Origin of the sequence: Streptomyces sp. NPDC002779 (assembly GCF_042888685.1) — a bacterium.
GTDB lineage: Bacteria > Actinomycetota > Actinomycetes > Streptomycetales > Streptomycetaceae > Streptomyces.
In genome coordinates, this window is sequence record NZ_JBIAQC010000004.1 from 123,852 (window position 1) to 148,264 (window position 24,413).

The following is a 24,413-nucleotide window of genomic DNA, read 5'->3' on the forward strand; positions in this document are numbered from 1 at the left end:
GTCTCCTAAAGGGTCAGGTCCGGAACCTGCTCGGCCGCGGGCACCGGCCCGGGCGGGGTGCCGGTGCCGAAGGGCCGGCCGCCCAGCCTCTCCCGGCCGTGCGGGGCGTGCCAGCCGGACAGGTCCGGGCCGAGCGGCACGATGCCGGTCGGATTGATGCCGGTGTGCACCTGGTGGTAGTGCCGTTTGATGTGATCGAAGTCGACGGTGTCACCGAACCCGGGCGTCTGGTAGAGATCGCGGGCGTACGCCCACAGCACCGGGTTCTCCGCCAGCTTCCACAGGTTGCACTTGAAGTGACCGTGATAGACCGCGTCGAAACGCACCAGCGTGGTGAACAGCCGGATGTCCGCCTCGGTGATCGTGTCGCCGACCAGGTACCGCTGCCCCTCCAGCCGCCGGGACAACAGCTCCAGCCGCCGGAACACCCCCGCGCAGGCCGCCTCGTACTCCTTCTGGTCCGTGGCGAACCCGGCCGCGTACACGCCGTTGTTGACGTCCCGGTAGATCTCCGCCATGACCGTGTCGATCTCGTCCCGCGCCTCGCGCGGGTACAGGTCCGGCGCCCCGTCCCGGTGCAGGGCCGTCCACTCGGTGGCGAGGTCCAGGGTGATGCGCTGGTAGTCGTTGGTGACCAGCTGCCCGCTCGGCACGTCCACGAGCGCGGGCACGCTCACCCCGCCGGGAGCGTCCTTCTCGCGCGCGTCGTAGGCCTCCGCGAGGAAGCGGATGCCGAGGACGGGATCGCGGTCGTCCGGGTCGAGGGTGAAGCGCCAGCTGCGGTCGTCCTGGATCGGGTCGGTGACGGCCATCGACAGGACGTCCTCCAGGCCCAGCAGGCGCCGGGAGATCACCGCCCGGCCAGCCCACGGGCAGGCACGGCTGACGACCAGTCGGTAGCGGCCCGCCTCCACCGGCCAGCCGTCCCGGCCGTCGGCGGTGACCCGGTCGGCGAAATGGCTCGCGGACCGGGTGAACGACTTGTGGCCGTAGGCGGCGTTGCCGTCGTCGGGCATCGCGCCCCTCCTCTCCTGTCGGACCTCCACCAAGTCCTCCACCGGGTCCCCCGATTTCACCGGACGGCACCGTGTGACCGGCCCGGTCCCGGGCATCCGCCGAAGCATGAGTGGCACGACTACAGAAGCGGACCGCAGGACTACGGATGCGGACCACAGGACGCGGGTCACGGTGCTGGTGGCGCTCGCGGCCAATCTCGTCATCGCGGTGGCCAAGGCGCTGGGCGGGCTGGCCGCGCAGTCACCGGCGCTGCTGTCGGAGGCGGCGCACTCGGTGGCCGACAGCGTGAACGAGGTCTTCCTCCTGGCCGCGCTGCGCCGCAGCCGCCGTCCCGCGGACCGCCGGCACCCCTTCGGCTACGGCAAGGAACGCTTCTTCTGGTCGCTGCTCGCCGCCGTCGGGATCTTCGTCATGGGCGGCTGCTTCTCCTTCTACCAGGGCGTCGAGGCCCTCCGGAGCGGCACCGAGGAGAAGCTGGAGGGCTATGTGGCCGGCCTGATCGTGCTGGCCCTCGCCCTGCTCGCCGAGGGTGCCTCGCTGGCCCGGGCGCTGTACCAGGCGCACCGGCAGGGCGGCCTCGACGGCGGGCTGCGCGACCCGGCGCTGCGCACGGTCGTCGCCGAGGACGGCACCGCGGTGCTCGGCGTGACCCTCGCCCTGACGGGCATGGCCCTGCACATGGTCACCGGCCAGGTCGTCTACGAGGCGGCCGCCTCCCTCGCCATCGGCGCCCTGCTGGTCTACGTCGCCTACCGGCTGGGCCGCGAGGCACGCGACCAGCTGATCGGCGAGGCGGCCGACCCCGAGGCGGCCGAGCGGATCCGGGCGCTGCTGTGCGAACAGCCCGAGATCGACAGCGTGGAGGCGCTGTTCACCATGAAGACGGGTCTGGAGAGCGCGCTGGTCGCCGCGCGGGTCGACCTGGTGCCGGGCCTGGACAGCGAAGAAGTGGAACAGGTCGCCGTACGGATCAAGCGGGCCGTCGGCGAGGCCGTGCCGGAGGCGGAGCAGATCTTCCTGGACATCACCGACCGGGCCGCCCAGGAGGCACGGCAAAGCCCCGCCGCGACGGGGGAGCGCGGCGGGGCCTGACGCTCGGGTGCCCGGCGGACGGGGGTTCATGCGCCCCGGAGGAAAAATCTCCCGCGAGGCCCGTCAACCACCCGTCAGCCGCCCGATAGCCGCCCTGGAGATGCCGGAACCCCCGACCTGTACAAGGCTGACGGGCATGCACATCGACATCGACAAGGACGTCTGCATCGGCGCCGGCCAGTGCGCCCTGGCCGCGCCCGGCGTCTTCACCCAGGACGACGACGGCTTCAGCCTCCTGCTCCCCGGCCACGAGACCGGCTCGGGCGACCCGGTGCTCCGCGACCCGATGCTCCGCGAGGCGGCCCGCGCCTGCCCGGTCGGCGCGATCACCGTGTCCGGCTGAGCCGCGGCGGACCGAGCACACCCACCTCCACCCGGCTGAGCCGGTCCGGGCCGGCGATCACCTCGTAGGAGCCGATCCGCTCGTCCTCGACGGTGACCCGCAGGGCCAGCAGCAGCCGTCCCTGCGGGGCGACGACGATCCCGGCCCGCCCGTCGACGAGGGCCACCGCCGCGTACCGGGAGCGCTCCCGCAGCAGTACGGTCCCCTCCGCCACGGCCCGGGCGCCGCGCAGCTCGGGTGCCGCCCCGGGCGGCAGGGCCGCGGGGTCGGCGCGACGCACCACGTCGGGGGCCAGCACATCGAGCAGCGCATCCATGTCCCCGCCCCGTGCGGCGGCCAGGAACGCCTCGACGACCCGTCGGTGCCGGTCGAGTTCGGCGCCGGACACCGCCGGTGTGCCGCGCACCTTGTGCCGGGCCCGGCTGGCCAGCTTCTTCGCGGCGGGTCTGGACCGGCCGACGACGGGGGCGATCCGGTCGAAGGGCACGCCGAAGAGGTCGTGCAGCACGAAGGCGACCCGCTCGGCCGGGCCCAGCCGGTCCAGGACCACCAGCAGGGCGAGCCCCACCGAGTCGCCGAGCAGCGCCGTGTCCTCGGGGCCGTCCGCGGCGCGGTTCCGCTCCGGCGGCTGCTGCCCGTACGGCTCCTCCCGCCGGGCCGAGGGCGCCCGCAGCATGTCGAGGCAGATCCGGGAGACGACCGTGGTCAGCCAGGCCGGGAGATTGTCGATGCCGTCGCCGCCGGTGCGGAACAGCCGCAGCCAGGCCTCCTGCACGGCGTCGTCCGCCTCGTCGGGCGAGCCGAGCATCCGGTGCGCGATGGCCCGCAGCCGCCCGCGCTCCGCCTCGAAGCGCCGCGCCAGCGTCTCGTCCCCGGCCATGGGTCACCTTTCCTCGTCGTGTGCCGTCACCCCTGTGACGCATCCCAGCCCACAGAGGTGACCGACATGAACCTGCTGCACATCGACTCCAGTGCCGACACCGCCGACGACTCGGTGACCAGGCGGCTGACCGCACTGTTCGCGACGACCTGGCGCACTGCCCACCGCACCGGGCACCACCGTCACCGCGACCTGTGCGCCGACCCGGTGCCCCCGCTCACCGCGGCCCAGGCCACCCTCGGCCGACGCGTGGAACTGGCGGGATTGGTCGCGCCGGAGAAGGTTCCCGCGCTCGTCGAGAACCCCGCCGAGGAACACGCGTGGGCGCTGACCCGCCCCCTGATCGAGGAGGTGCGCGCCGCGGACACCCTGCTGCTCGGCGTGCCGATGTACAACTTCTCGGTGCCCGCCTCGCTGAAGGCGTGGATCGACCGCGTCACCTTCCCCGGCGCCTTCACCGAGCCCGACACCGGCGAGAGCCTGCTGCGGGAGCTGCGGGTGGTGGTGGTCATGGCCCGCGGCGGGGGCTACGGCCCGGGCACCCCGCGCGAGCACGACGACTTCCAGACGCCGTACCTGCGGGCCTACTTCGGCCATCTCGGCGTACGACCGGAGAACCTCCACCTCGTCGCCGCCGAGCTGACCCTGGCCGGGCTGCTGCCGCACCTGGCCCCGTTCGCACCCCTCGTGCAGGACTCCCTGGCCCGGGCCCGTGATGCGGTGACGGCGCTCGCCGCCGCCTGACCTCAGCGGGACTCCAGCAGCCGCCACGCCGCCTCGCGGGCCTCGGCCGCGGGCTGTGCGCCGCCCGTGATGCCCGCCGTCACCATGGCGCCCTCGGCCAGCAGGAACAGCGGCCCCGTCAGCTCGTCCGGCAGGCCCGCGTCGGCCACGAGGGCGCCCAGGTAGTCGCGGAACGCCCGCTTGTGCGCCCGGACCTGCTCCGCCACCCGGTGCGAGCCGGCGCCGAGTTCGCCGTAGGCGTTGATCCAGGCGCAGCCGCGGAAGCCGTCCTCGGCGAACCACCGTGCCAGCCAGTCGAAGACGGCGAGGACCCGCCGGGCGGGATCCGGCTCGCGTTCCACCCAGGCGGCGAGACGGCCGCGCCAGCGTCCGTCGCGGCGCTCCAGGTAGGCCTCGACCAGCTGCTCCTTGGCGGGGAAGAGCTGGTAGAGCCGCTTGAGGGAGACGCCCGAGGCGCCGCGCAGCTCGTCCATGCCGACCGACTGGATGCCCCGGCGGTAGAACAGCTCCTCCGCGGCGTCCAGGGCCCGCTCCCGGGCGGTCGTGCTGTCCATGTCCGGCCACTCCCCGTCCGACGGCTCCTTGACGCGAGAACGTGCGTTCTCCTACCGTGCCGAGCGTAGCGGAGAACGCTCGTTCTCCCGTAGTCAGGAGGCCCCGTGCCCGACCGCCCGCCCCTGCCCCCGTTCACCCGCGAGAGCGCCGCGCGGAAGGTGCGCGCCGCCGAGGACGCCTGGAACACCCGCGACCCGCACCAGGTGGCGCTCGCCTACTCCGAGGACTCCGTCTGGCGCAACCGCGACACCTTCCTCACCGGCCGGGCGCAGATCGTCGAGTTCCTCACCGCGAAGTGGGCCCGGGAACACGCGTACGCCCTGCGCAAGGACCTGTGGGCCTTCGACGGCAACCGCATCGCGGTCCGCTTCCAGTACGAGTGCCAGGACGCCGACGGCCAGTGGTGGCGGTCGTACGGCAACGAGCTCTGGGAGTTCGACGCGCACGGTCTGATGACCCGGCGGGAGGCCAGCATCAACGACCTGCGCATCGAGGAGCACGAGCGCCGGATCCCCGGCCCGCGCCGCGAGGAGCCGCTGCCCGTTCAGTAGGGTTCCGGGATGACCGAACAGGCCGGGACACCCTTCCTCTACGTCGTCGTCTGTGCCGCCGGAATCGCCGCCGGCGTCGGTGAACTCGTCCTCGCCGCACGGCAGCGGGACTGGGAGGTCGGGGTCATCGCGACGCCCGTGGCCATGAACGGCTTCTTCGACACGGCCGCCGTGGAGACGCTCACCGGCCGCCCGATCCGCTCCGCCTGGCGCACTCCCGGCGATCCGCGCCCCTTCCCGCCACCGGACGCGATCGTGGTCGCGCCCGCCACCTTCAACACCGTCAACAAGTGGGCGCGGGGCCTGGCCGACACGCTCGCCGTGGCCACCCTGTGCGAGGCCCCCGGCCTGGGCGTCCCGGTCGCCGCCCTGCCCTGTGTGGCCGACGCGCTCGCCGCCCATCCCGCGTACCAGGAGAGCCTGGACCGGCTGCGCGGGATGGGCGTCCGCTTCGGCGAGCCGTACACCGGCGACCCCCGACCGGACGGCAGCCGGCCGGAGTTCGGGTGGGAGCGCGCCCTGGACCTGCTGGACCAGGTGTAGCACGGCAAGCAAGTTGCCGAAATTTGCAGCAAGTTATTGCAGTCCCGGGTGCCGGGCTGTTTGACTCGCCTCTCCGAGCCGAGAGGAACGACGCAACGCCATGAGCACCGAGACCGACGTCCTGGTCCTGGGCGGCGCGGGCGTGGACACGATCGTCCACGTCCCCGAACTGCCCCTGCCCTACGCCGACAGCTACATGATCCGGCCCGGCATCACCAGCCGCGCGGGACAGAGCGGGGACTTCGTCGCGCTCGGCCTGACCGCCCTGGGCCTGCGCACCCACCACCTCGACATGCTCGGCGAGGACCCGGAGGGTGACCTGGTCCGTGCCCTCCACCGCGACCACGGCATCCCGCTGACCGCCGTACCGCAGCCCGCGGGCACCAAGCGCGCGGTCAACCTGGTCGACCCCGACGGCCGCCGGCTGTCCCTGTACGACGACACCCGCTCCCGGGACGCCGACCGCTTCCCGGCGGAGACCGTGCGCTCCTTGGCGGCCGCCGCCCGTCACGCGCACGTCGTCATCACCCACCCGTGCGCCCACGCCCTGTCCCTGCTGCGGGAGTCGGGCCTGACCCTCTCCACCGACCTGCACAACTGGGACGGCGCCAACCCCTATCACGAGCCCTTCGCCCTCGCCGCCGACGTCGTCTTCCTGTCGACCACCGCCCTGCCGGACCATGAGCGCGCGATGCGGGACATCGCCGCCCGCGGCCGGGCCAGGGTCGTCGTCGCCACCGCCGGAGCCGACGGCGCCCACCTGCTGAGCGCCGGCACCCTCACCCACATCCCCGCCGTGCCCCCGCCTGCCCCGGTCGTCGACTCCAACGGCGCGGGCGACGCCTTCGCCGCCGGCTTCCTGCTCGGCTGGCTGAACGGCGAGGACCCCGTCCGGTGCGCCCGGTACGGAGCCGTCGCCGGGGCGTACGCCTGCACCGTGCCCGCCACCCGCGCCGACGCCATCGGCCGCGCCGAACTCCTCGCCCGCGTCGAGGAGTTGGCCGCGGACCCGGTATGACGCCGGACGGTCAGACGCAGTCGACCGTCGGCCCCGCCAGCATGCCGCCGGTGTAGAGGGCCTGCCCCTGCGGCATCCAGTAGCCGAGCTTGGAGACGACCGTGGAGCAGGTGTCCCGCAGGGCGACCCGGACGACCACGGTGGCCGGGTGGCCCGGCTGCAGGTCGGTCAGCGCGCAGTCGAGGGCGTACCGGTTGCGGCTCGTCGAGGGGTGCCGGCCGACCAGCGGGTTGACGCAGCGGGCGTCGTTCGTGGTGAGGACCACCCCCGAGGCCTCCTCACCGATCAGCCCGAACCGCGCGCTGCCGTCGCCCCGTTCACTGTCCCGGTGCACGGTGTACGTCAGCGTCGTCGCCGCACCGCGCCGCAGCGTCGACCGGTCCACCTCGACGCGGTGCGTGGGCGCCGCCTTGGGCGCGCTGAGCGTGAGGGTGGCCCGGACCGTGCCGGTCAGATCCACACCGGCGGGATCGGAACGGACCCGGACCTCGGCCTCCATGTCGTAGGTGCCGGGACCGGGGTACTCCCGCGACCCGGGCAGCGTCCCGGAGGCGACGGTCGCGCCCTTCCGCCGGGCGGTCCAGGAGCCCGAGGTCAGACAGGCCGACCGCGCGGACGAACCGGCCCGCCGGCAGGTCGCGGGCGCCGAGACCGACATCATCGGCGTACCGCTGCCCAGGCACAGGGACACCGAGGCCCGCTGCCCCTCCGGGCCGTGCAGCATCCCGGCGGGCGCGCACAGCGTGGCCGGGCCCGTGACGGCCGGCGCCGGGGGCGGGTCCGGCAGGCCCCACGCGGGTGCCACGAGCCCCAGCGGCAGCACCAGGGCCGCTCCGAGCAGAGTCCTCAGCCTGTCAAGACGCACCGCATTCCTCCCGCAGGGCCGTGACCGGCCGGTGGCCGGTCCTCTGCGCCGAGAATGCGGGAGCGATCCGGCCCGCGAGCCGCTCCCACGCCGCACGGTCACCTGCGGGCAGCAATGCGCGGCCCGTCCGCGTCGTACGCTCCCCCTGATACCGACCCCGAAAGCAGGAGCAGCAACGATGCAGTACGTGAAGCTCGGTTCGACGGGCCTGGACGTGTCGCGGATCTGTCTGGGCTGCATGACCTACGGGCTGCCCGACCGAGGCGTGCACGAGTGGACACTCGACGAGGAGGCGTCCCGCCCGCTGATCCGGCAGGCGCTCGAGGCGGGCATCAACTTCTTCGACACCGCGAACGTCTACTCCGACGGCACCAGCGAGGAGATCGTGGGCCGGGCGCTCGCCGACTTCGCCCGGCGCGACGAGTATGTGCTGGCCACCAAGGTGAACGGCCGGATGCGGCCCGGCGCCAACGGCGCGGGCCTGTCCCGCAAGGTGATCATGACGGAGATCGACCACAGCCTCAGCCGCCTGGGCACCGACTACGTCGACCTGTACCAGATCCACCGCTTCGACCCGCACACCCCGGTCGAGGAGACCATGGAGGCGCTGCACGACCTGGTGAAGGCCGGCAAGGTCCGCTACATCGGCGCGAGTTCGATGTACGCCTGGCAGTTCTCCAAGATGCAGTACACGGCGCAGCTCAACGGCTGGACCAGGTTCATCTCCATGCAGAACCACTACAACCTCCTCTACCGCGAGGAGGAGCGCGAGATGCTGCCGCTCTGCGCGGACCAGGGCGTGGGTGTCCTGCCCTGGAGCCCGCTGGCCCGCGGCCGCCTCACCCGCGACTGGGGCACCGTCACCGACCGCAGCGCGGCCGACGACTTCGGTGGCCGCCTGTACCGGGAGAGCGACCGCACGATCGTCGAGGCGGTCACCCGGGTGGCGAACGACCGGGGCGTCCCCCGGGCCCAGGTGGCCCTCGCCTGGCTCCTGCACCGGGAGACGGTGGCGGCCCCGATCATCGGCGCGGCCAGGCCCGGGCACATCGAGGACGCGGTCGCCGCGGTCGAACTCAGGCTGAGCGACAAGGAGATCGAGGAACTGGAACAGCCGTACACGGCCCGGGACATCGTCGGTCACTGACACCGTGCGGTCCGTGCGGGACGCCGGTTCCGGTTCCGCACGGGCCGTTCCTTTTTCACTGCAACAGAGTGTTCAACGCCTTTATTGACGCGTATTCGATTGCCGCGGAGCGCGCGCAATGCACAAAACCGCGGGAACTCTTGTTCCCTGTCGCTGACCTGTGCAAAGGTGAACCCCGCCCCCTCACCTCGCATGATGCCGCATGCCCTCCGGAGGAATGCCGCGTGCACGACGCAGGCTTGCCGAATTCCCCAGGAAACGCCCGCCTCCTCGAATTGACCGACGCGCAACTGAGCGCCGAACTCAAGAAGTGGACGGGCGCGTCACCCGCGCTCCAGCCCGTGGGTGAACTCCTCGACCGGCACTGGGCGGCGGGCTTCGCCTACGCGCGGCTGTGCACGAGTACGGCCCGCGCCGCCGGCATGCTCACCACCGCGGCGTTCACCCGGCTCTTCGGACAGACCCTGCGGCAGACCGGTCCGACCTCCGCCTGGCGCCCTCATCTCCTGGTCACCGTGCGTCAGGTGGCGGGGGAGTGGGACACCGACCAGCGGCGCGAACTGCTCCACCCCGAGCTGCGCTCCGATGCCCCCGGCGGCGAGCGCGTCGCCGCCCGGCTGCTGCCGCCGGCCCACCGCCGTCTGCTGTCCGGCGCCTTCCAGCGGCTGCCCCAGTCGGCCCGTTGCCTGCTGTGGCACACCGAGGTCGAGGCCGAGCCCCTGGAGACACCCGCGGGGCTGCTGGGCCTGGACGTGGAAGGCGCCCGCGTCGAACTCGGCCGCGCCCGCGAGCGGTTGCGCGAGGAGTGCCTCCAGCTCCACCGCGAACTCGCCCCCGACCAGGACTGCCGCCGCTACCTCCGGCTGCTCGACGTCACCTACCGTCGCGGCGGTGTCGACGTCGACCCCGATCTCCGTGCCCACCTGGACGGGTGCAGGCACTGCCGGGACACCGCCGGCCAGCTGGCCTGCTTCCCCCACGGACTCGGCCCGGCGCTGGCGGAGGCGGTCCTCGGATGGGGAGCACGGGAGTACGTCGAGTCCCGGGCGCGCAGCGCGGACGACGAGAGCGCGCCGGTGGCTCAGGCGGCGACCGTCCTCGGCGAGGACTTCGGCGCCGGACCGGCACCCGAGACACCTGCCGGACCCGCACCCGAGGCGCCCGCAGGGTCCGCACCCGATTCCTCCCCGGCGGTCTCGCGGCCCGGGTGCAGCCGTCGGGCCCGCAAGGCCGCCCGCCGTGCCGTGCGCCGACGCCATCTCACCGTCGCCGGGGCGGCCGTGGGCGCGCTGGTCGTGGTCCCCGTGGTGCTGTGGTCCGCCCTGGGCCCCAAGGACGGCACCGGCTCCACCGGCCGCGGCTCCGAGCCCGCCGGCTCCAAGGGCCCGACCCCGACGACCGGGCCCTCGTGGGCCGGGGCCGAGGAGGCCGCGCAGGGCACGCTGACCGGGCGGCTGCGCAACCTCGCCTCCGGGCTCTGTGTCGGCATCGTCGGCGGCACGGCCCTCAAGGGCGCCGAGACCGGGCTCGCGGAGTGCTCCGCGCAGGCCGGCCAGCAGTGGGTGTACGAGACCGACGGCCGGCTGCGCAGCGCCGCCGAGCCCGATCTGTGCCTGGACTCCCGCCTCGGCTACTCGGTACGGCTCGCGCCCTGCACGCACACCGAAGAGGTCCGCTACGACTTCACCCTCCAGGGCACCCTCGTCCCGCGCCGGGACCAGGAGCTGGCGCTGACACCCGCCGCGACCGACGGCTCCGGCGCACTGGTCCTCAAGACCCGCACGGACGACCCGGCCCAGCGCTGGGTGATCGACACCTCCACGCCCGAGCTGCAGCTGAAGGCCGTCAACTGGGCCGAACCCACCACCCCGGCGGCGCCCACGCCGAAGCCGTCCCCCACCCCGTCGAAGCCCCCGAAGGCAACCGCATCCCCGGCTCCCTCGCCCACCCCGACACCCTCCGCCACGGACGACTGCACCGCGGACCCGTACGCCTGCCGGGGCGACGACGACCACGACGGCCGGGGCGGTCACGGTTACGGCGGCGGACGCCGCTGACCCTCGGGACGGCCGGGCCGTCAGGGCCCCGAGCCCGGCGCGAGCACCGTCAAAGACACCGACGACGCGTTCCCGGCCACGGCACCTCGATCGGCCCCGAGCGTCCGGCGGGGGCACCAGCAGTGCCGCCGGACGAGCGGTGCGCGCCCCGCTGACCTCCGGACTGGAGTACGACAGACCCGCCGAGGCACTCTCCCCGGGCGCCATCGTCACCCGCGCCGGTGAACCGGGAGCGCGCTCGGGGTCAGGCCGAGCTGCTCACCGGACGCGTCGACGAAGGCGGCGCCCGGATGGCCGTACACGGTGCAGGTGCGCGCGGAGGTGTTGGTCAGGACGACCGGGAAGTTCCGCTGGCCGGCTCAGGGGTCCATGCGGCCGACCTCGCGCGCAGTTCGCCGGTGCGGCAGCGGCCCGACCGCCGCGCGTCTGCGGCCGTGGAGGGCGCCGGTTCAGTCGTGGTGGCGGTTTGTTCGCCGGGAGCGGTTCGGTCGCTCCGGTCGGGCGGCTGCCGGGGCGCGGTCGCCGCGCCGTCCGTGTTGGCGCAGGCGGTCAGTGCGCCGAGCGTCACGACCGCACCGGCGGAGGAGGAGGTGTTCGCCATGGCCTGCACGCTCCTGAGGGCTCGTCATCTACCCGGGTGCCCGCCGTGCGTAGGGGAAAAGCGGGGAGCCCGCGGCCGCTCAGCCCTCGCCCTCGTCGAGCAGGGCGATGTCCGCCCAGATCGTCTTGCCCTGCGCGGTGTGCCGGCTGCCCCAGCGCTGGGTGAGCTGGGCGACCAGCAGCAGCCCCCGGCCGCCCTCGTCCCAGGTCTTGGCCCGGCGCAGATGCGGGGCCGTGTGACTGGAGTCGGACACCTCGCAGATCAGCGTGGCCGCGTCATGGATGAGCCGCAGCCGGATCGGCTTCGAGCCGTACCGGATGGCGTTGGTGACGAGTTCGCTCACCACCAGTTCGGCCGTGAACGACGCCTCGCTCAGCTGCCAGGAGCCGAGCTGGTCGACGACCTGCTTGCGGATCGGCGCCACCAGTGCCGGATCGGCCGGGATGTCCCAGGTGGCGACCTGGGAGGCGGGCAGGCCCCGGGTGCGGGCCAGCAGCAGGGCCACGTCGTCGGAGGCCCCGCCGGGCGGGAGCAGCGTGCGCAGGACCCGGTCGCAGATGTCGTCCAGCGAGTCGTCGGCGGTCGTGAGCGCGTCGAGCAGCAGGGCGTGACCGGCGTCGACGTCGCGTCCGCGGTGCTCCAGCAGACCGTCGGTGAAGAACCCCAGCACACTGCCCTCGGGAAGATCCAGCTCGGCCGGTTCGAAGGGCAGTCCGCCCAGGCCCAGCGGTGGCCCGGCGGGCAGGTCGACCGACCGGGGCGCACCGGTCGGCGGGACCAGCACGGGCGGGGGATGGCCGGCCCGGGCCAGGGTGCAGCGCCGCGACACCGGGTCGTAAACGGCGTACAGGCAGGTGGCGCCGACCTCACCGGGGCTGCCCTCGCCGCCGGCCTCCTCGGAGAGCCGTACGACCAGGTCGTCGAGGTGGGTGAGGAGTTCGTCCGGGGCCAGGTCGATGTCGGCGAGGGTGCGGACGGCGGTGCGCAGCCGGCCCATGGTCGCCGACGCCTGGACGCCGTGGCCGACCACGTCCCCCACGCACAGGGCGACCCGCATCCCGGACAGCGGGATCACGTCGAACCAGTCGCCGCCCACACCGGAGCGGGCGGCCGGGAGGTAGCGGGAGGCCGCGTCCACCGCGGGGGTGCGCGGGAGCCCCTGGGGGAGCAGGCTGCGCTGGAGGGCGAGGGCGGTCTCGCGTTCGCGGGAGTAGCGGCGGGCGTTGTCCACGCACACGGCCGCGCGGGCCGTGATCTCCTCGGCGAGCAGCACATCGTCGGGGGTGAAGGGGTCGGGGCGCCGGAACCGGGTGAGCACCGCGACGCCGAGGGTCACCCCGCGGGCCTGGATCGGCACGGACATCGTGGAGTGGATGCCGTGCTCCCTGACCCGGTCGCTGCGCTTGCGGTCCCAGCTCAGCCACGCGTCGAGATCGCCGGAGGGCACCGAGGCGACGACGGTGCGGCCCGCGGTGAGGGAGGCGGCCTGCGGGGACTCGGCCGGGTACAGCTCCAGACGGCCCGGCTCGACCACGGCCTCCGGGTTGCCGGGGCTGATCGACCGGTGCGCGGCGCGGCGCAGCCCTACCGGCGCGGCGATCGGCGCGGGCGCGGTCGTGCCCTCGTCGTCGGGGTCGAGCAGGTCGACGCTGACGAAGTCGCCGAGCGCGGGCACGCACACATCGGCGAGTTCCTGTGCGGTGCGGGTGACGTCGAGGGTGGTGCCGATGCGCACGCTGGCCTCGTTGACCAGCTGGAGCCGTTCCCGGGAGAGGTAGTTCTCGGTGAAGTCGTGGGCGGCCAGGCACACTCCCCGCACCCGGCCCTCGGCGTCGGTGACGGGCGCCATCCGGGCCAGCCAGGCGTGCGCGCGGCTCTCGCCGCCGGTGCGCATGTACGTCTGCACGTCCCGGGGCCGGCCGGTGGCCAGCACGCCGGCCATGTGCTCCTCCAGCTCCTCGCTCTGCGCCCGGCCGCCGATCTCGGAGATCCTGAGCCCCTGGATGCGTTCCTCGGGCAGGCCGAGCACCTCGGCCATGGCGTCGTTGATCCGGCTCAGCCGCAGCCGCTCGTCGTAGACGGCGACGGCGCACGGCGACTGGGTGAGCGCGGCCGTGGCCAGCGGGTCGTCGGGGGAGCGGGGACCTTCCGCCTCCAGCGGGGTGACCACCAGCCAGTGCGCCGCGCGGTCCTCGCCCGGCGGCCGGTGGTGGGCCAGCAGCCATACCCGGACCCGGTGGCCGTCCTGGTGACGCAAGGCAAGCGTGCCGTCCCAGCGCGGGCCCGCCGGGACGGGCACCGAGCCGTCGGCCAGCAGCTCGGCGGCCGGGCGGCCCACGACGTCGGCTGCGGACCAGCCCAGCAGCCGCCGGGCACCGGCGTTCCACTCCACCAGGGTGCCGTGCTCGTCGATGACGGCCCGAGCCGTCGCGGCGTCGTCGATCGGGTCGTGCGGGGTCATCGTCGCCACTCCAACGCGGACACTCACAGTGACCGGTGGTCACATGCGTTCCAGCGTAGTGCGTCCGCGCCCGGGACGGACCAGGATCCCCGGCGCGGGCGGCCGGAACCGTCAAGGCCGCATTCCGGCCCTTGTCCGGACAGCCCCGCGGGGCAGGGCAGTTGCACGAGCTCTGTCCGGACCGTTGACGGGATCCCACGGCTGCCACAAGCTGTCCTCCGACCGTTTTGGGAGCGCTCCCATGGGAGCGCTCCCGCACCTCCGCCGAGGAGCCCAGACGTGAAACCACGCAGAACCGCCGTGTTGTCCCTGACGACCCTGCTCGGAGCGGCCCTGGTCGCGCTGCCCGCCCCCGTGGCCGGCGCCGAGGAGATCGAGCAGGTCAAGAACGGCGCCTTCGACACCACCGCGGAACCGTGGTGGACGAACAATGTCACCGCGGGCCTGTCCGACGGACAGCTCTGCGCGGACGTGCCCGGCGGCACCACCAACCGCTGGGACGCGGCCATCGGCCAGAACGACATCACCCTGGTCAAGGGGGAGTCGTACCGCTTCTCCTTCACCGCCTCCGGGCTGCCCGACGCGCATGTGGTGCGCGCCATCGTCGGCCTCCAAGTGGCCCCGTACGACACCTACTTCGAGGTGTCACCGCAACTCAGCGTCTCCGGGAACCGTTACTCGTACACCTTCACCGCACCCGCCGACACCGCTCAGGGCCAGGTCGGCCTCCAGGTCGGCGGCAGCGACGACCCGTGGCGGTTCTGCCTGGACGACGTCTCGCTGCTGGGCGGGGTGCAGCCGGAGCCGTACGAGCCCGACACCGGGCCCCGGATGCGGGTGAACCAGGTCGCCTATCTGCCCGCGGGGCCCAAGAACGCCACCCTCGTCACCGACGCGACCGAGCGGCTGCCGTGGCAGCTCCGCCGGGCCGACGGCACCGTGGCCGCCCGCGGCTGGACCGTGCCGCGCGGCACCGACGCCTCCTCCGGGCAGAACGTCCACTCCCTGGACTTCGGCTCCTACCGCACCCGCGGCACCGGCCTCACCCTGGTCGCCGACGGCGAGACCAGCCGCCCCTTCGACATCGACGCGAGCGCCTACGAGCGGCTGCGCCTGGACGCGGCGAAGTACTACTACACCCAGCGCAGCGGCATCGCGATACGCGACGACCTGCGGCCCGGTTACGGCCGCCCCGCGGGCCATGTGGACGTCGCGCCGAACCAGGGCGACGGGGACGTGCCCTGCCAGCCCGGCGTGTGCGACTACACCCTCGACGTCACCGGCGGCTGGTACGACGCCGGCGACCACGGCAAGTACGTGGTCAACGGCGGCATCTCGGTCTGGGAGCTGCTCAGCACCTACGAGCGCGCGCTGCACGCCCGCACCGGGGACCCGGCGAAGCTGGGCGACCGCACCCTCGCCATCCCCGAGAGCGGCAACAGGGTGCCCGACCTCCTCGACGAGGTCCGCTGGGAGCTGGAGTTCCTGCTGAAGATGCAGGTGCCGGAGGGGCAGCCGCTGGCCGGCATGGCCCACCACAAGATCCACGACGAGAAGTGGACGGGCCTGCCGCTGCTGCCGAGCGACGATCCGCAAAAGCGCGAACTGCACCCGCCGTCGACCGCGGCGACCTTGAACCTCGCGGCGACGGCCGCGCAGGCCGCCCGCCTGTACAAGCCCTACGACCGGGAGTTCGCCGCCGAGGCGCTGGCCGCCGCGCGCAAGGCATGGGCGGCCGCGCTCGAGCACCCCGACCGGTACGCCTCGGAGAGTGACGGCATCGGCGGCGGCGCCTATGCCGACAACAACGTCACCGACGAGTTCTACTGGGCCGCCGCCGAGCTGTACCTCAGCACCGGCGAGGCGAAGTTCCGGGACCGCGTCCTCAACTCCCCGGTCCACACCGCCGACATCTTCGGCCCCCTCGGCTACGACTGGGCCCGGACGGCGGCAGCGGCCCGGCTCGACCTGGCGACCGTGCCGAGCGCACTGCCCGGCCGGGACAAGGTGCGCCAGTCCGTCCTCAAGGGCGCGGACGCCTACCTGGCCACGCTGCGGGCACACCCCTACGGCATGCCGTACGCCCCCGAGGACAACCGCTACGACTGGGGCTCCAACCACCAGCTCCTGCACAACGCGGTGGTCATCGCGACCGCGTACGACATATCGGGCGCCTCGAAGTACCGGGACGGCGCGCTGCAGAGCATGGACTACGTGTTCGGCCGCAACGCGCTGAACATCTCGTACGTGACCGGCTACGGCGAGGTCAACGCCAAGAACCAGCACGCCCGTTGGTACGCCAACCAACTCGACCCGAGCCAGCCGAACCCGCCGGCCGGTACGCTCGCCGGAGGGCCCAACTCGAGCATCCAGGACCCCTTCGCGCAGAGCAAACTCCAGGGCTGCGTCGGCCAGTTCTGCTACATCGACGACATCCAGTCCTGGTCGACCAACGAGCACACCATCAACTGGAACTCGGCGCTGACCCGGATGGCCTCCTTCGTGGCGGACCAAGGATGACCCGCTGAGGCCGCTCGGGCGGCACACTGGGCGCATGAACCCGCCCGCACCGCAAGCCGATCCCCGTCGCACGACCGTCGTCGTGGTGGGCGTCGACGCCTACGAGGCGGGGGCGCGCTGGGCACTCGACGGACCCGTGTCCGACGCGCTGCGGTTCGCGGACTGGTTCCTCGCCCGGGGTGTGCCGCCCGAGCGGATCACCGCGCTGCTGTCCGCGCCGCCCGAGCGGACCGGCGCCGCGCGCGAGGTGCCGTACAGCGTCCTCCGCGCGGACCGGGCCACCGTGCACCAGACCCTCCTGCGGACCGTCGCCGCCGGGCAGAGCGAGCTGCTGTGGGTGGTGTGGGGCGGGCACGGCGTGGTGGACGCGGAGGGCAGACGGCGGCTCTTCTACGCGGACGCCACCGCGGAGGACCCGCTCAACCTGGACTTCGACGCGCTCCTGACGTACTACCGCGCCGTGCCCCGCCACCCGCGCCAGATCTGGCTGGTCGACGCCTGCCAGCTCCTGCACAACCCCTGGCGCGGCCGGCGCCATCTGCCGCGCGAGGACTACGGCACCCCGATGCCGCGCACCGCCCGCGACCAGGCGGTGCTCTTCGCGGCCCGCCCGGGAGAGGCCGCGACCAATCTGAGCGGTACCGGGACCGGCCTGTTCAGCCGGGAGACGCTGGCCGTGCTCACCGGCGACACGACGCTCGGCACGGGCTGGCCACCGGACCCCGGCGCGGTCATGGACCGCCTGCGGGAACGGTTCACCCACCTTCGCGCCGAGGGCCGCGCCTCCCAGACCCCGACCTACCTGTGGTCCCGCACCTGGGACGGCGACGAGGGCCAGCTGCTGTCCCGCGGCGGCCCCGACCCCACGAGCCCCTTCCACCCCGACCTGCCCCCCGAACGGCTCCGTGCCCTGACCGACGCGCTCCTGGCGGTGGAGGAGTTCGTGGAGCCGCAGGGCCGCGAGGAGATCCTCGGCCTGCTCAGAATCGGCGTCCGCGCCGCGATCCCCCGGCACAGCCGCCCCCGCATGGACACCATCAGCATCCTGCGCACCTGCGCCCGCCGCCCCGGCGCGCTCCGGGAGTTGGCGGAGGCGGTGCTGTTGTGCGCGGGGGGGAGTCCGCAGGCGGAGACGGCACACGAGCTGATCGTCCAGGCGTCTGCGTGAGCCGTCCCGCTTCCCTTACGATCGGGCCTCATGTACGAGTCCTGTGCTGCGGCGGAGTCCGCGAGCGTCGAGTCCTGGCTGCCCCGCCTGTCCCACCTGTCGCTGGACGAACTCCCTCGCGTCGGCCATGCCGCGCTGCGGCCCGCGGTGGACATGCTCCTGGCCGGCGTCGACCGGCCGTTCAGCACCAGGGGCGGCAGCGAGCCCAGTTGACCGAGATCCGACTCACCGTGAGGAAGCGTTCGTGGGCACGTCATGTGAAGCCGCCGAGGAACCCGAGAACTCCGCGCATCCCTTGCGGCCTCACCGTCTGGACGACGTCTCGTTCGGCATGCTCTGCTCGGCCGGGGAAGCGCGCCCAGCCACCCGGACCCTGCTGGACGCCGAGTACAGCCGGCGCCTTCTGCTGCTGCGTGTCCTGGTCGACGAGGTCTGCGCGCACCCGGCGTCCGTCGGGGACCTAGATCCGGCGCGCGAGGCGTGGGACCTGCTCGCGCGGGCCCAGCGGCAGCGCCCGGAGGCGGTGCACCGGCTGCTGATGGCCCCGCAGACCGGGCTGTGGGCCGCCCATGCGCTGCGTCGGCTGCGCGGCGCGCAGGACGAGGAGGCCCCGCTCTGGTCGGACGTTGGCGGGCTGCACGCATTGGCGGCCGCCGGTGCCGTCCTCGCCGGCCTAGACTTCCGGATTCGGGTCCCGGCCCGCGAGGGCGCCGTACTCCTGCCGTGCCTGGGCCAGGCGCAGTGGGACGCCCGCGAGCCGTGGGGCGTGGCCGAGGTCGGCGCGCACGACGGGACGGCGCGCGTGCGCACGCAGGGCGAGGGACCCGTCGTCCAGGTGCCGACGGACGCCGCCCAGGACGGGCCCGGCTGGACCGGCCTGCGCCGGCTGTCCCTGAGCCACCGAGGACTGACGCTCACCCTCACCGTCGACGACCTGGCCCGCTACCCCGTCATCGCCGGTACCGCCGGTCCCGGCCGGCTGGACGAGACGGCGCTACGGCGCTGGCGGCGCGGCCTCGACCGGGCGTGGCGGCTGCTGGTCGAGGACCACCGGGACAGCGCCGAGGCCCTCGCCGCGGGACTGTTCTCGCTCATCCCGCTGCCGCCCGCCGAGCGCTTCCGGCCGCGCAGCGCTTCCGCATCCGAGGCGTTCGGCTGCGTGATGCTCTCCGCGCCCGAAGCTCACGTGCCGGACGCCGAGGCCGCGGTGGAGCTGGCGGTCACCCTGGTCCACGAGTTCCGCCACACCCTGCTCAACGGCCTCATGCACCTCACCCCGCTGGCCGAGGACTGCCCCGACCTCTTCCACGCTCCCTGGCGGGACGACCCCCGACCGCTCAGCGGGGTGCTGCACGGGGCCTTCGCGTTCTCCGGCGTCGCCCGCTTCTGGCGCGAGCGCTGCGCCCGCGACAGCGGCAGCGCCCGCGAACGCGCCCACTTCGAGTTCGCCCTGTGGCGGCGGGAGGCGCGCGCCACGCTGGAGATCCTGCACCCCCACCCCGCCTTGACCGCGACCGGCCGCCGCCTGGTCCGCGCCCTCCTCGCGGACATCCGGTCCTGGGACGCCGATCCGGTGCCCGAGACGACGCTGCGGCTCGCCGAGCGGGCCGCCGCCCACCAGCGTGCCGCCTGGCGCGCCCACCATGTCGTGCCCGCGGAGCCGACGGTGCGGGCCGCGGCGGACGCCTGGCTGCGCGGCACGCGACCGCCGCTCGCGGTGACCGACGAGACCGGCGGGGACGTCGTCACCGACCCCGCGGGCTGTCGTCTGGACGCGTTCGCGCACCTTGTCCGCCTGCGGATCACCGACCCGCAGGCCTTCGCCGGGGCACGAACCGGCGGCCCCCGGCCGAAGGACGTCACCCCGGCGGACCTGGCCTGGGTGGCGGGCGAGCGGACCGAGGCCGCCGCGCTGTACGCCGAGGAGACCGCACGGCCCGCCGCCTGGGGCGGGCTCGGGCTGCTCCACGGCCGGCGCGGGGTGGCCGAGCGACCCGAACTGCTGCGCGCCGTCTCCGCGGCGATCGCCCGCGGTTCGGGGCGGATCCCGCCACCGGCCGAGCTCGCCGACTGGCTGGCCGCCGCCTGGGACGACGACGGCGGTCACAGCGGCAGCGGGTCGATGTCGCAGTCCGCGCGATGGTCCCAGTCCACGGCCTGACGCACGGCGGGATGGTCCGCCCCGAGCGCGCGGTTGAGCCGCTCGGCGGTGGCGCTGTGCAGACGCTCGGCCTCCTCGTGCCTTCCCAGCGCGCTCAGGTCCATCGGCAGGTTGGCGGCGCAGGCCAGGGTGGAGGGGTGGTCCGCGCCGAGCACGTCAGTGGAGAGCGCCAGGGTCTGTTCGTCCAGTTCGCGGGCGGCTTCGTAGTCGCCGAGCGCGTAGAGATCGCTGGCCAGGTTCGTCGCGCAGACCAAGGCCGAGGGGTGGCGCTCCCCGAGGTCGCGGCCTAGGACCCCGAGCACCCGCTCATCGATGGTTCGTGAGGCCTCCTCGTCGCCCAGGAGCCGGTGCGTGACAGCGAGATCGATCTCCGCCGACAGGGTGTGCGGATGCGCGGGCCCGTACAGGTCGGCGTACTGCCGGTGGATGCGTGTGCCGAGGTTCCGGGCGGTGATGAGCTCGCCCGCGTGCCGGAGGTCGATCGTCAGCTCCAGCGTCGCCGCCATGGTCTCCGGGTTGTTCTCCCCGTACCGGTTGACCAGATCGGCCTGAACGCGCTCGGCCGTGGCGCGGGCTTCCGCGTGGTGGCCCGCCTTGCGCAGCGCCACGGCCAGGTGACGGTGGTTGGCCAGGGTGAACGGCTTGTCCGGGCCGAGCAGTCTCAGGACCCTTTCGGTCACTTCACGTTGGTAGGAGAGGGCGGTGTGGTAGTCGCCCAGCTCGCGCATGTCGAGGATGAGGCTGACCCACGTCACCAGGGACACCACGTGGTCCTGGCCGTATTGCTGCTGCTTGGAGTGCAGGGTGTGCTCGTCCAGCTCCCGGGCCCGGGCGAAGTCCCCCACGAGCCTGAGACTGACACCCAGGTTGTGGGCCGCGCGCAGGGTCTCGGGATCCTCGGCGCCGAGCAGTCGCACATAACGCTGATGCACCGACTCCGACAACTCCAGGGCAGCCGCGAAATCACCCTTGATCCGCTGGTCGACGGCCACGTTTCCGAGCGCGTCAAGCGTGTCCTCGTGGTCCTCGCCGACCGCGCTCCGGCAGGCGTTCAGCACCTGGTCGTTGACTGTCGACGCTTGGCTGTACCGGCCCATTCTGAACAGCACCACCCCGAGCCACCGGCCCGCCGCCAAGGTCTGGGGATCAGCCTCCCCGGTGTCCCTCGCCCACGTGGTGTAGGCGGACTCGGCCAGTTGCAGAGCCGCCTCGAAGTTCCCCCAACGCGTCAGGTACCTCACCTCGTTGACGATCAGGCCGCGCACCCATGAGTCGGTGGAGTTGACCGCGTCGGAGACGATCAGGTGCGGGTACAGCTCTCCGTAGCGCGGCCAATGACTCGCATTGTGCGGGTCGACGGGATCGTTGGCCGCCAGCAGCAAGTGCGTGCCGTGCCGCATGCGCTGCCTTTCGGCCTCCGTCATCCGGGAGACCAGTGCCGCCTGGACGAGCCGGTGCATCTGGAGGCAGTTGGTGCGCAGGTCGAATCGGGCCAACGAGAACCGGCCGATCTCCCGGATGGCCTGTGCGAGGCGAATCGGATCGCGCAGCACGGTGTCGAGTTCAGGAGTGATGGCGGCGCCCCGGCGGCCTGCGAACAGATTGCGGGGGATCGACTCGGGCGCGCAGAAGGCGCACAGCTGCAACAGCTGCATGGCCGCGGGGTTCTTCGTCTCCAGCTGGTCCAGTGAGACGTTCCAGGCCGCGATGACCGGCAGCTGGTAGTCGACGGGCGCCGCGAGGCTCAGCAGATCGACCTGCTTCTCGTCCAGCAGCCGCAGGTACTCGTCCGTGGGCATTCCGGTCTCGGCCCGCCAGGCAGCGGCCTGTTCGACGGCCAGCGGCAGATCGCCGAGGGCCTCCGCCAGCCGGTCCGCCTCGTCGTCGGTGATGACCGGACCGCGCCGGCGCAGCAGCTCCATGCTCTCCTCACGCCGGAAGACGTCCACCTCCAGCGGCTTGGCCACGCTCGCCCACTGCGGATTGCGTGAGGTGACGAGGATGTTGCCGGGCCCGCCGGACGGGAAGTAGGGGCGCACCGCCTCCGGGCTGTCGGCGTTGTCGAAGACCAGCAGCCAGTTGTCGTACGGCTCACCGCGGCGCAACGCCTCCAGGACCGCCGTCACCGACCAGGTCGCGTCGCTGCCCGCCTCCAGGCCGAGCCGTGGCGCCAGCTCGACCAGGGACAGCGCGATCTGGGCCGTGCGTTCGGCGGAGATCCACCACACGAGGTCGTAGTCCCCGAGGTGGCGGTAGAGGTACTCCACGGCGAGCAGTGTCTTGCCGACCCCGCCCATGCCGTGCAGCGCGTTGGGCAGCACGGCCGTCGCCTGCTCCTTGCGGAGCCTGCGGTGCAGAGCGTCCAGCAGCTCTGTGCGGCCGGTGAAGTTGGGGTTGCGCGGTGGCACGTTGCCCCACACGGCCGGGGTGCCGCGGCCGGTGCGGCGGTCGGCCGGATCCGGGGGTGTGCCCGGCGGGATGTCGGTGCGCGGCTGCGGCGGTGTGCTCGGCTGGTTCACCAGGTCCTCCTGCTTCCGCAGGTGTGAAGGGGCTCGGACGGAGTCCTGCCGGATGGCGGCATGCGGGCGGGATACGGCGGTCATGCGCTCCAGGGCCCGCGCCTGGGCGGCGTGCGGGCCCGACAGGGCGTGCAGTACGGCGATCTGCGGCGCGGCCCAGGCGCGGGTCTCGGGGTCGGTGCCGAGCGGGCGGGGGAGCTTGCGCCCGGCCAGTAGTTCGGGGACCTGCCACAGCCGGTGGGCGGACGGGTCGAGGGCCTCGCCGACCAGGCCGACGACCCGCCGCAGCTCCTGCGTCCGTCCGGCGGCCAGGAGCTCACCGCGGACGTCGGGGGCGAAGTCGTAGGCGATGCCGGGTCCGGTGACCGGGTGGATCAGCCCGTGGGTGAGCAGGTGGGTGAAGTCGGAGATCCGCGCCTCGGGGCACAGCCGGGTCAGCACCCGCTGGATCACGGGGACCGTCAGCGGGGCGGCGGCGAGCAGGGTGGCGAGGCCCGACACCCGGGGCGACACCGAGCGGCGGAAGGACGCGACGCGCTCGGCGGGTCCGGGCCCGGGGTCGGTGGGTGCGGGACGGGTGCCCTCCGGGCGCGGGGCGGCGAAGGTGAGCGGGAGCCGGGTCCAGGTGCCCCGAGCGGCGGTGACCAGCCGGACCCAGGACTCCAGGCCGCGGGGGGTCAACTCCAGTACGGGAACGGGCAGGTAGGGGCCGCCCTCCTCGGGTGCGCCGAGGCCGAGCTGCCGTGGCCGGGTGCCGTGCCGGCGGTTCGGCACGCCGGGTCCCGCCGAGCGCAGCGACAGCGGCCAGGTCGGGACACCGGACTCGGGCCAGGCCGGATGGGGCAGCAGATGGACGAGGGCCAGGGTGCCGGAGGCCGCCCAGCGGTGCAGGGTCTGGCCGAGGGCGCCGGTGCGCCAGCCGGGCGCGTTGCCGTCGGTGACCGCCAGCGTCAGGCGCCCGGGGGAGGGGTGACCGGGTGGCAGGGCGCGCAGGGCGCACCGGTCCACCCGGCCGAAGGCGCGTGAGCGGCGCAGCAGTTCGGTGAACTCCCGGACGGTGTCCCGCCAGACCGCCATGCCGGGGTCGGGGTCGACCGCCACGACCACGTCCCAGGAGCGGTGCCCGCGCAGTCCGCGCAGCGCGTGCAGGACGCCCTGCGGGTCGGTGATGTCCGTCCAGCGCGCGGACGGGGCGTCCCGGCGGTCTTCGGACGTCGTCATGGCCCCTCCATGGCGACCCGCCGCCACAGGGTGTCGAGGGCCGCGCTCCCTTCCTCGTCACCTTCCCGGCTTCCGCCGAGGGCACCCGTCCGCACGAGGTGCAAGACGTCGAGGAACCGGCCGGCCCCGGAGGGTTCCCGCTCGGCGCGGTCCAGGAGGGCGTCGAGCCATCCGGCCGGGATGTCGGGGAATCGGGTGCGGGCGAGTTCGGCCAGCCGCTGCCGTGTCATCGGGGGCAGTTCGAGCCGGACGCAGTGGCGCCCGAAGGCGGGTGACAGGTCGCGCTCGCCGCCGGTCGTGACGACGACCAGGGGCGGCTCGTGGCACCGGACGAGTCCGTCGCGGACCGTTGCGGTACCGCCCGGCTCGCAGGTGTGGACGAGGGCGTTGTCCTGGCCGGCGAGTCCCGGGATCGTGAACTCCCCGTCATACAGGACCGCCAGCAGCTCGTCGGGGAGGTCGAAGCCGCCCCGGTCGAGGTCGTCGACGAGGACGACACGCGGTAATCGGCGCGGGAGCAGAGCGGTGCCCAGCGGCCCCAGGCGGACCGGGCCGGGCCCGGCCGGACCGTACAAGGCCTCGGCGAGGGAGGTGGCGCCGGTGATGCGCCAGCGCAGGACCGCGCCCAGGCCGAGTTCCCGGGCGATCCGATGGGCGATCGCCGACTTGCCGGTGCCCGGTGCGCCGCCGACCAGCAGCGGACGGCGCAGGTACAGCGCGGTGTTGACCGCCGCCACCTCGTCGGGGTCCGGCGTCCGGGCGGTACCGATGGCTCCGAGGATCCGGGTGGCGGCCTCGTCCGGGGGCGCCGGTGGCTCGTCCGGGCCGCCGGGGTAGGTGCGCCAGGGCGGCGGGGCGGGCCATCGGCGGTCCCGGTCGCCCGGATCGAGCGGGATGCCGGTGCCCCGGTAGAGCCACCAGGAGTCCATGGGCGTTTCCTCTCTGCGCAG

At 73.6% G+C, this 24,413-nt stretch carries 20 protein-coding genes; 12 read left to right on the forward strand and 8 right to left on the reverse strand.

The window, feature by feature from the left end; all coding sequences use genetic code 11:
* Nucleotides 1-5 precede the first annotated feature (5 nt).
* Nucleotides 6-1,016, reverse strand: coding sequence for a glutathione S-transferase family protein (locus ACFYW5_RS13335; protein ID WP_389417079.1), 1,011 nt, complete (start codon nt 1,014-1,016; stop codon nt 6-8).
* Nucleotides 1,017-1,188: 172 nt separating this feature from the next.
* Between ACFYW5_RS13335 and ACFYW5_RS13340 the strand changes: the two genes are divergently transcribed.
* Both ACFYW5_RS13340 and ACFYW5_RS13345 read left to right on the forward strand, forming a co-directional pair.
* A complete protein-coding gene (locus ACFYW5_RS13340; protein ID WP_389417080.1) occupies nt 1,189-2,109 on the forward strand; it encodes a cation diffusion facilitator family transporter in 921 nt (306 codons plus the stop codon).
* 136 nt (nt 2,110-2,245) lie between these two features.
* The gene (locus tag ACFYW5_RS13345) at nt 2,246-2,452 is read left to right on the forward strand and encodes a ferredoxin (protein ID WP_389417081.1); all 207 of its coding nucleotides are present in this window, start codon (nt 2,246-2,248) and stop codon (nt 2,450-2,452) included.
* Here the strand turns inward: ACFYW5_RS13345 and ACFYW5_RS13350 are convergent.
* Nucleotides 2,436-3,332 carry a sigma-70 family RNA polymerase sigma factor gene (locus tag ACFYW5_RS13350; RefSeq protein WP_389417082.1) on the reverse strand — a complete coding sequence of 299 codons (897 nt, stop codon included), beginning with the start codon at nt 3,330-3,332 and terminating at the stop codon, nt 2,436-2,438. The genes ACFYW5_RS13345 and ACFYW5_RS13350 overlap by 17 nt on opposite strands.
* A 66-nt stretch (nt 3,333-3,398) precedes the next feature.
* Between ACFYW5_RS13350 and ACFYW5_RS13355 the strand changes: the two genes are divergently transcribed.
* Complete coding sequence (locus ACFYW5_RS13355; RefSeq protein ID WP_389417083.1) at nt 3,399-4,076, forward strand: FMN-dependent NADH-azoreductase; 678 nt, start codon at nt 3,399-3,401, stop codon at nt 4,074-4,076.
* A 2-nt stretch (nt 4,077-4,078) separates the two neighbouring features.
* Here ACFYW5_RS13355 and ACFYW5_RS13360 read toward each other — a convergent pair whose 3' ends face one another.
* The gene (locus ACFYW5_RS13360; protein ID WP_389417084.1) at nt 4,079-4,630 is read right to left on the reverse strand and encodes a TetR/AcrR family transcriptional regulator; all 552 of its coding nucleotides are present in this window, start codon (nt 4,628-4,630) and stop codon (nt 4,079-4,081) included.
* Nucleotides 4,631-4,735: 105 nt separating this feature from the next.
* Here ACFYW5_RS13360 and ACFYW5_RS13365 point away from each other — a divergent pair, with 105 nt between their 5' ends.
* The 3 genes from ACFYW5_RS13365 to ACFYW5_RS13375 all read left to right on the forward strand — a co-directional run bounded on the left by ACFYW5_RS13365 (nt 4,736) and on the right by ACFYW5_RS13375 (nt 6,743).
* A complete protein-coding gene (locus ACFYW5_RS13365; protein WP_389417085.1) occupies nt 4,736-5,182 on the forward strand; it encodes a nuclear transport factor 2 family protein in 447 nt (148 codons plus the stop codon).
* A gap of 9 nt (nt 5,183-5,191) precedes the next feature.
* Nucleotides 5,192-5,725 (forward strand): flavoprotein, encoded by a 534-nt coding sequence (locus ACFYW5_RS13370; protein ID WP_389417086.1) that lies wholly within the window; start codon nt 5,192-5,194, stop codon nt 5,723-5,725.
* Between the two features lie 100 nt (nt 5,726-5,825).
* A complete protein-coding gene (locus ACFYW5_RS13375; protein WP_389417087.1) occupies nt 5,826-6,743 on the forward strand; it encodes an adenosine kinase in 918 nt (305 codons plus the stop codon).
* Nucleotides 6,744-6,753: 10 nt separating this feature from the next.
* Here the strand turns inward: ACFYW5_RS13375 and ACFYW5_RS13380 are convergent, their stop codons facing one another.
* On the reverse strand, nt 6,754-7,608 hold the full coding sequence (locus tag ACFYW5_RS13380; RefSeq protein ID WP_389417088.1) for a hypothetical protein: 855 nt from the start codon (nt 7,606-7,608) through the stop codon (nt 6,754-6,756).
* Nucleotides 7,609-7,786: 178 nt separating this feature from the next.
* Here ACFYW5_RS13380 and ACFYW5_RS13385 point away from each other — a divergent pair, with 178 nt between their 5' ends.
* Both ACFYW5_RS13385 and ACFYW5_RS13390 read left to right on the forward strand, forming a co-directional pair.
* The gene (locus ACFYW5_RS13385; protein ID WP_389417089.1) at nt 7,787-8,755 is read left to right on the forward strand and encodes an aldo/keto reductase; all 969 of its coding nucleotides are present in this window, start codon (nt 7,787-7,789) and stop codon (nt 8,753-8,755) included.
* Nucleotides 8,756-8,979: 224 nt separating this feature from the next.
* Nucleotides 8,980-10,812, forward strand: a complete 1,833-nt coding sequence (locus ACFYW5_RS13390; RefSeq protein WP_389417090.1) for a ricin-type beta-trefoil lectin domain protein — start codon at nt 8,980-8,982, stop codon at nt 10,810-10,812.
* 209 nt (nt 10,813-11,021) lie between these two features.
* On the opposite strand, the gene ACFYW5_RS13395 is transcribed toward ACFYW5_RS13390, so the two are convergent.
* Nucleotides 11,022-11,114 carry a hypothetical protein gene (locus ACFYW5_RS13395; protein ID WP_389417091.1) on the reverse strand — a complete coding sequence of 31 codons (93 nt, stop codon included), beginning with the start codon at nt 11,112-11,114 and terminating at the stop codon, nt 11,022-11,024.
* A 378-nt stretch (nt 11,115-11,492) separates the two neighbouring features.
* Nucleotides 11,493-13,874, reverse strand: coding sequence for a SpoIIE family protein phosphatase (locus ACFYW5_RS13400; protein ID WP_389417092.1), 2,382 nt, complete (start codon nt 13,872-13,874; stop codon nt 11,493-11,495).
* Nucleotides 13,875-14,153: 279 nt separating this feature from the next.
* Here ACFYW5_RS13400 and ACFYW5_RS13405 point away from each other — a divergent pair, with 279 nt between their 5' ends.
* The 4 genes from ACFYW5_RS13405 to ACFYW5_RS13420 are packed head-to-tail and all read left to right on the forward strand — an operon-like array spanning nt 14,154 to nt 19,723.
* Entirely contained in the window at nt 14,154-16,394 is a 2,241-nt protein-coding gene (locus ACFYW5_RS13405) for a glycoside hydrolase family 9 protein (protein ID WP_389417093.1), read from the forward strand.
* A 34-nt stretch (nt 16,395-16,428) separates the two neighbouring features.
* On the forward strand, nt 16,429-17,562 hold the full coding sequence (locus tag ACFYW5_RS13410) for a hypothetical protein (RefSeq protein ID WP_389417094.1): 1,134 nt from the start codon (nt 16,429-16,431) through the stop codon (nt 17,560-17,562).
* 30 nt (nt 17,563-17,592) lie between these two features.
* The gene (locus ACFYW5_RS13415; protein WP_389417095.1) at nt 17,593-17,775 is read left to right on the forward strand and encodes a hypothetical protein; all 183 of its coding nucleotides are present in this window, start codon (nt 17,593-17,595) and stop codon (nt 17,773-17,775) included.
* Nucleotides 17,776-17,806: 31 nt separating this feature from the next.
* Nucleotides 17,807-19,723: an HEXXH motif domain-containing protein gene (locus ACFYW5_RS13420; RefSeq protein ID WP_389417096.1), complete on the forward strand. Its 1,917-nt coding sequence runs from the start codon at nt 17,807-17,809 to the stop codon at nt 19,721-19,723.
* On the opposite strand, the gene fxsT is transcribed toward ACFYW5_RS13420, so the two are convergent.
* Together fxsT and ACFYW5_RS13430 are read right to left on the reverse strand one after the other, a co-directional pair.
* Nucleotides 19,666-23,463 carry an FxSxx-COOH system tetratricopeptide repeat protein gene (gene fxsT / locus ACFYW5_RS13425; RefSeq protein WP_389417097.1) on the reverse strand — a complete coding sequence of 1,266 codons (3,798 nt, stop codon included), beginning with the start codon at nt 23,461-23,463 and terminating at the stop codon, nt 19,666-19,668. The two genes, ACFYW5_RS13420 and fxsT, sit on opposite strands and share 58 nt — an antisense overlap.
* A complete protein-coding gene (locus tag ACFYW5_RS13430; protein ID WP_389417098.1) occupies nt 23,460-24,392 on the reverse strand; it encodes a MoxR family ATPase in 933 nt (310 codons plus the stop codon). Before ACFYW5_RS13430 ends, fxsT begins: the two co-directional genes overlap by 4 nt.
* Nucleotides 24,393-24,413: the final 21 nt, after the last annotated feature.